We start from the raw sequence: 6,085 nt of genomic DNA on the forward strand, positions 1-6,085 counted from the left end.
TGTCGAAACCTACGTTAAGCGGTAATCCGCAACTGAAATCCGATGCGGTTTTTTTATTATCAACTAAGGAAATAACAATATGGTAGCATTACTTAAACGTTTGACAAATTTAAGTGTAGTGCCTAACGTATTGCAAAGCCCTACACAATACCGTCCAACAAAAAATGGATTCGCAACAGATCGCCAAAAACTGAAAGGCGATGTGAATAAAGTTACTTCTACCTTTAATAGAAATATTCACAAATATGGCAACCAAAAATACTCAGGTTAAGGCTAAAAATTCATCTGGCAATGAAATACATCTTTCTCATAGCCAAACAGATAGCCCCATTCTTGATATAAATTCTCTTGAGAGATTAAATAGCTTTAGACCAGATCTTGTTGATTTTATTATTGCTCAAACTGAAGCAGAAGCTAATAACCGCAGAAAGCGTGAAACTAAAATCGATTGCTTTACTTTTATTGAAAGAATTGGGGCGTTATTACTCGCTGCTGGAATGGCTGTGGGTGGTATTGTTGGTTCTATATATGCTGCAATGAATGGATATGAAAAATTATCTTGGATTATTGCTAGCACTTGTATAGGTTCTCTCGCTATTGCTTTCCTGAAACGAAATAGATAATTGACAATCTCCATATTCTTATTTAATATTTGAATCAAGGCGCTTCAAAACGCCTTGTAAAATATATATAACCGTTATTCACTACGTTAATGTGATTTTTTTGTATCTGAAATTTGTGTTTTCCTTTTCTTTTCTAGCTAATTTCAATACAAAAATAAAACTCAATCTATGGATAGGGTGGTGAGGAAATAACCAATACCCACGCCGTCGTTATATCGGTTTTGAACACCCTATCCACCCAACCTATTCAAAAGGAATATAACAATGAACACTCAAATTTCTACCAAAACAATCTCTTTCTATGGCTCAGAACTAATTACTTTAAAAGTTGGAGATGTTATTTACACAGCCGTCAAACCTATTGTTGAAGCATTGGGTCTGTCTTGGGGTACTCAAAAGAGAAAGCTCATTGAACAAAAAGAAAAATTCAGTTGGGTTCATATGAACTCAACTGGATCTGATGGCAAAACGTATGAAATGCTTTGTATGCCAATTCGTAAATTAAATGGTTGGTTATTTAGTATTAATCCTGAAAAAGTTAGACCAGATTTAAAAGATCGTGTTATTAAGTATCAAGAAGAATGCTTTGAAGCTCTATATAATTATTGGTTTAAAGGTAAAGCAGAACGAGAAATTGATACTATTACTCCAGAAGAACAACGTATGATCCAAAACGCTGTTACAGCTACACACCAACGAACAGGAATGAGTTATGGGGAAATTTGGTCTAGAGTAAAAAATAAATTTGGTGTTGCTAAGTATGAACAAATAAAACGATCAGATCATCATAGTGCAATGATTTATATTGCAAGTATGCCAATAGTAAACCAGCCACTATTAATAAATGGACGAAATCTAGAAGAAACGCTATCGGTAATGGTCGAGCTATACGGCTATTGTTTACACGCTTATGAGATGCAAGAAAAGCTATCTCAACATCCTGATTTAGCAGATAGAATAGATAGCAAAATTGGTGGGCAATACCTCCATAATCTTAGACACCCACTAGAAAACGCAATGACAAAAGCTAAACGCTTTATCAGAAATAACAGTGAAAAGCTGACGATTATTAAAGCGGTAGATCATTTGTTGAATTAATTCGACAAAAAGCAACCGTACTTTATTTTTAGTACGGTTGCAGGAGAATAAAAAATGAAAAGAGATTGGGAGCTTATCCGTAAAATTTTGTTAAAACTCGAACAAAAGGTTGATGATACACCATTAGACAGTGAAAGTATTAAAGGCTTTTCAGTTGATGTGGTGGGGTATCATTATCAGCTATTATCTCAAGCCGAATTGATTTGTATAGAAGATAATTCCACAATGGGCGATGCGGATTTTGTTGCTATTAATTTGACATGGCAAGGACACGAATTTCTTGACAAAATCCGTAGCGACACAGCGTGGAATAAAATTAAACAAATCATTAAAACCAAAGGGATTGATTTATCGTTTGATGCGATCAAGTTAGCAGGGAAAAGTTTATTGATTTCTTTGCTGAAATAGCTTGACTGCCCGTAGGGATGTGGTAGATTTGAAGGTAAGAATAAGGGGGACATATGTTCAAAAAAGAAATTGAGATGCTTAGCTTTTTAGTTGGTGAGATAAAAAGTGTAGTGGTAATCTTTTTTATCTTTCCTCTTATTTTTATTACTGTTGCACTAGGATTTTCTACAGGAGTAATTTGGAAATATTTAGCTGTTTTGTTTATTGTTTTAGTGCTATTAGCAATAATTGCACGTATAGCATTATTTTTCTTAAACAAAAAATGGGAAAAAGAGCAAGAAAAACAAAGAATAGAACAAGCAGAACGCAATAAAGTTAAATACATTATTATTAAGTAATTACTACAACGAATAAAGCCACGCAAAATAGCGTGGCTTTTTTTATAGGTGAAAATTATGACAGGCTCATTAGGTAATCTAAATATTCAACTTAGTCTTGAAACAGTTAAGTTTCAGCAAGCGCTAGAACGTTCTAGTCGGGATACACAGCGTTTTGTTAAACAGTTTCAGGTAAATTTTGCAAATGCTCAGCAAAAAGCAAAGCAATTTTCTGAAAGAACGACAAATTATCTTAATAACATTGAACAAGCCGCTAAAAATATTAATAGCACAACAAAATGGAGTTTTCGTTTTGATAATTTTTCAAGGATTGCTGGGTTTGCGAATCAGTTTGTAAAAGCAGCAGATAGTTATACTGAATTACAAAACCGTATGCGTTTGGTAACTGAAAGTACCGCTCAAATGGTAGCCGCGACCGAATCTGTTTTTGATATAGCTATACAAACTAATCAAAGCCTTAACTCTACTTCTGAAGTGTATCAACGTTTTGCGAAAAATGCGAAACAACTTGGATTAACCCAAACAGAGGTTGCCTCTCTCACAGAAACGGTTTCTAAAGCTGTAGCAATGTCGGGTGCGAGTGCAGCATCTGCTGAAGCCGCATTAATGCAGTTTGGGCAAGCAATGGCTAGTGGAGAGCTGCGAGGTGAAGAACTTAATTCTGTTATGGAACAAACGCCCGGACTTGCGGACGCCATTGCGAAAGGGTTAGGCGTTACGACAGCAGAATTAAAAGCGATGGGGAAATCCGGTGAGTTGACTATTCCTAAAGTAATTAATGCGTTAAAAAAAGCAGAAGAGGCAGTTAATAGTGACTTTGAAAAACGGGTTATTACGGTATCTCAAGCCTTTACTAATTTAGAAACTAATATGGTAAAAACCATTGGTGAGTTAGACAAAGCGAAGGGTATTACACGTATTTTTGCTGACAGTATCAATTTTGCCGCAAATAACCTTGAGATGTTGATAAAGCTAACAGGTGTTTTAGTGGCAGCAGGTGGAATAGCTTTTATTGGACGATATGCCAACGGAATGTTATTAAGTGCCTATAATACGGCTAAAAATACGAAAGAACATTATAACTCAGTAAAAGCAACTTATGACAGTATTAGAGCGAAACGCTTGGAAATGCAGACTATTCAAGCATCTCTAGTAGAACAGATAAAGCAGGCACAAAGTGAACGCACACAATTTGCATTACGTGAACAAATGAAAGTTCAAACGCAGAAAATTATTGCATTGGCAAAACAAGAAGCTCAAGCAAAACGTGAGCTATCAGTAGCAAACAGTTTAGCTTCTAAAGCGAGTGGTGTATTAAAAGGCGCATTGGGTTTACTGGGCGGACCAACCGGTGCCGCAATGTTGGCAGGAAGTGCCTTGTTTTATTGCTCAATGCAGGCAAAAGAAGCACAGCAAAAAGCATTGGATACTGCAAGCGCGAATGAAAGATTAAGAGAAAGCTATGATGGCTTAAGTGCCAGTGCCTTATCGCTAAAAATTGCAGATCAGCTAAAAGATCTTGAGAATTATGAAAAACAGATTACGAGTGTAGAGGCTGAAATTTCAGAAATTCAGACAACGCATTGGCAGTTTGGTTTGGAATTATCAGAGAAAAGCAAGAAAGATTTGGACTTGCTTAGGGACAAGCTACAACAGATCAAAGAAAATCAGGATATTGATTTTTCCGTGTTAAAAAATCAAGTTATTCAATTAGGTGTGTTATTTCTACAAAGCGGGAAAAGTACGGAAGATTTTGCACGCAAACTGAAATTGATGGGAGTAGATAGCAAGCTCATTAACGAGGCTCTTGCGGAGTTGCCGAACAAACTCAAAAACACGACCAAGGAAACAAAAACAGCGGAACAAGCTGTGTTAGACTTAAAAAAAGCACAAGAAGCACTGACTAAAAAATCAGATGATCTAAGAACAAAATTAGAGGTATTAAGGCTCAAAAATCAAGGGCACGCCAAAGCCTCATTTGTTTTGGCAGGGCTTTATGATGTGCTTGGTGAAAAAGGGGCTAAATACTCAGAAGTCTTAAATGCAATTGCAAGAGGGGATGTAGCAGCGGCTGAAAGTGCAGCGAAAGCGATAAACCTTTCCGCAGAGCAGCTTAAAACAATGCAGGCTATGGGCAAGGAAATTGGTCAATTATTCAGTAGCGATCAAGAAACGCAAACACTTGAAAAAGAGCTGAAAGTAAAAGCAAAAGGTACGAAAACAGACTATACCAAACAATACACCGATCAGCTGACCGAAATGCAAAACCGCATTGCACAGCTAAGAGCTGATACTGAGGATATTAAGCTGTTCGGTGAACCTAGCCAATATCAAGAGTTTAATAAACTACAACAAGACATCACCGCCAATGCAGAAAAATATGTAGCCTATGGTGTAGAAGGTGTAGCGAAACTGAAAGAAATGGCGCGTCAAATTGATAGCGAAACGCAGAAAAAAGCGATTGCTCAGTTCGGTATCAATAATAATCAACAGCTTAATGCAATGGAATTTGAATTGAGGTTGTTAGGGAAAACTCGTAAAGAGCAAGAGTTAATCCAATACAACCATCAATTAGATCTTGAAGCTGCTCGCCTTAAAATCGGTATGTCAAAAGAGAATGCTGCACAATTAGATGCGGAAATTATCAAGCTAAAAGCGCGTAGAGCTGAAATTGAAAGACAAAAAGAGTTAGCACAGTCTAATCCATTACTAGGTTTGCAAGATGGTTTAAATCAATTTGGTGATGCGGCTAACAATGTCATGGGAAATGTCTCTCAAATTACACAAAATGCCCTTGGTGGAATGTCTGATGCGCTAACAAATTTTGTGTTGACGGGAAAAGCTAATTTTAGAGATTTAGCTCAATCTATTATCAAAGATATTGCGCAAATGACAATGCGGATGTTGATTTTTAAAGCAGTATCTTCAGCGTTTGGTTTATTTTCGGGTGGTGGTAAAGTTGGTGCGGCTGGCGGATATGATGCGTTTGGTCAGCTATTGTATAAAGGCGGTTTGGCTGGTTTTGATGTAGGAGGCTTTACTGGTTTAGGGGGCAAATATACTCCTGCGGGGATTGTCCACAAAGGCGAATATGTTATTACTAAAGAAGCTACATCAAGGCTCGGTGTAGATTATCTTGATTTCTTAAACTACGGTACTCGACGAGGATTTGCCAACGGTGGCGGTGTTGCCGTACCGAAAGTGCCAATGGTGAAAGCCAAAACACAAAATGCCAATGTTAGCATCAAAGTGATCAACAACGGGGAGCCGGTGGATGCCAAAGTGACGCAAAAACAGCAAGGCGAACAGTTGCAAGTGACGGTGGAGTTAATGCGAAAAATTGCTAAACAGGAGGCAAGCAGTATGTTACAAACCAATTTTAGAGCCGGAGGAGCCTTTGCCTAATGGAAACGTTTAAATGGTGTGTGCGGCCAAAGCTCACAATTGAAAATGAACCACGCCGTAATGTGGTGCAGTTTGGCGATGGTTATGCACAGCGCGCCAAAGTTGGCATAAATAGCTTGCTGCGGCGTTATCCGGTTACGGTAAAAGTGAAAAACAAGGAACGTTTGGCAGTGGATGCGTTCTTGGCTCAACACGGTGGCGTTGAGCCTTTTT

General features: G+C 37.7%; 7 protein-coding genes. All 7 read left to right on the plus strand.

Annotated features, from left to right (window positions below; genetic code table 11):
- The first annotated feature begins 79 nt into the window (after nt 1-79).
- Complete coding sequence (locus tag PF272_RS12770; RefSeq protein ID WP_271143048.1) at nt 80-271, plus strand: hypothetical protein; 192 nt, start codon at nt 80-82, stop codon at nt 269-271.
- Nucleotides 246-623: a hypothetical protein gene (locus PF272_RS12775; protein WP_271143049.1), complete on the plus strand. Its 378-nt coding sequence runs from the start codon at nt 246-248 to the stop codon at nt 621-623. Before PF272_RS12770 ends, PF272_RS12775 begins: the two co-directional genes overlap by 26 nt.
- Nucleotides 624-887: 264 nt before the next feature.
- Nucleotides 888-1,721, plus strand: a complete 834-nt coding sequence (locus tag PF272_RS12780) for a phage antirepressor N-terminal domain-containing protein (protein WP_271143050.1) — start codon at nt 888-890, stop codon at nt 1,719-1,721.
- Nucleotides 1,722-1,775: 54 nt separating this feature from the next.
- Complete coding sequence (locus tag PF272_RS12785) at nt 1,776-2,129, plus strand: DUF2513 domain-containing protein (RefSeq protein WP_271143051.1); 354 nt, start codon at nt 1,776-1,778, stop codon at nt 2,127-2,129.
- Between the two features lie 53 nt (nt 2,130-2,182).
- Complete coding sequence (locus PF272_RS12790) at nt 2,183-2,467, plus strand: hypothetical protein (RefSeq protein ID WP_039145893.1); 285 nt, start codon at nt 2,183-2,185, stop codon at nt 2,465-2,467.
- Nucleotides 2,468-2,524: 57 nt separating this feature from the next.
- On the plus strand, nt 2,525-5,872 hold the full coding sequence (locus tag PF272_RS12795; protein ID WP_271143052.1) for a phage tail tape measure protein: 3,348 nt from the start codon (nt 2,525-2,527) through the stop codon (nt 5,870-5,872).
- Between the two features lie 20 nt (nt 5,873-5,892).
- Nucleotides 5,893-6,085: phage tail protein (locus tag PF272_RS12800; RefSeq protein ID WP_271143053.1), on the plus strand; the 193-nt coding region annotated here is incomplete at its 3' end.

The sequence above is a fragment of the Gallibacterium faecale genome, assembly GCF_027920745.1.
Taxonomy (GTDB): Bacteria; Pseudomonadota; Gammaproteobacteria; order Enterobacterales; family Pasteurellaceae; genus Gallibacterium; species Gallibacterium faecale.

Coding starts and splice junctions, on each gene's coding strand:
- PF272_RS12770 (WP_271143048.1), top strand. CDS start 80: ATGGTAGCATTACTTAAACGTTTGACAAATTTAAGTGTAGTGCCTAAC.
- PF272_RS12790 (WP_039145893.1), top strand. CDS start 2,183: ATGTTCAAAAAAGAAATTGAGATGCTTAGCTTTTTAGTTGGTGAGATA.
- PF272_RS12775 (WP_271143049.1), top strand. CDS start 246: ATGGCAACCAAAAATACTCAGGTTAAGGCTAAAAATTCATCTGGCAAT.
- PF272_RS12795 (WP_271143052.1), top strand. CDS start 2,525: ATGACAGGCTCATTAGGTAATCTAAATATTCAACTTAGTCTTGAAACA.
- PF272_RS12780 (WP_271143050.1), top strand. CDS start 888: ATGAACACTCAAATTTCTACCAAAACAATCTCTTTCTATGGCTCAGAA.
- PF272_RS12785 (WP_271143051.1), top strand. CDS start 1,776: ATGAAAAGAGATTGGGAGCTTATCCGTAAAATTTTGTTAAAACTCGAA.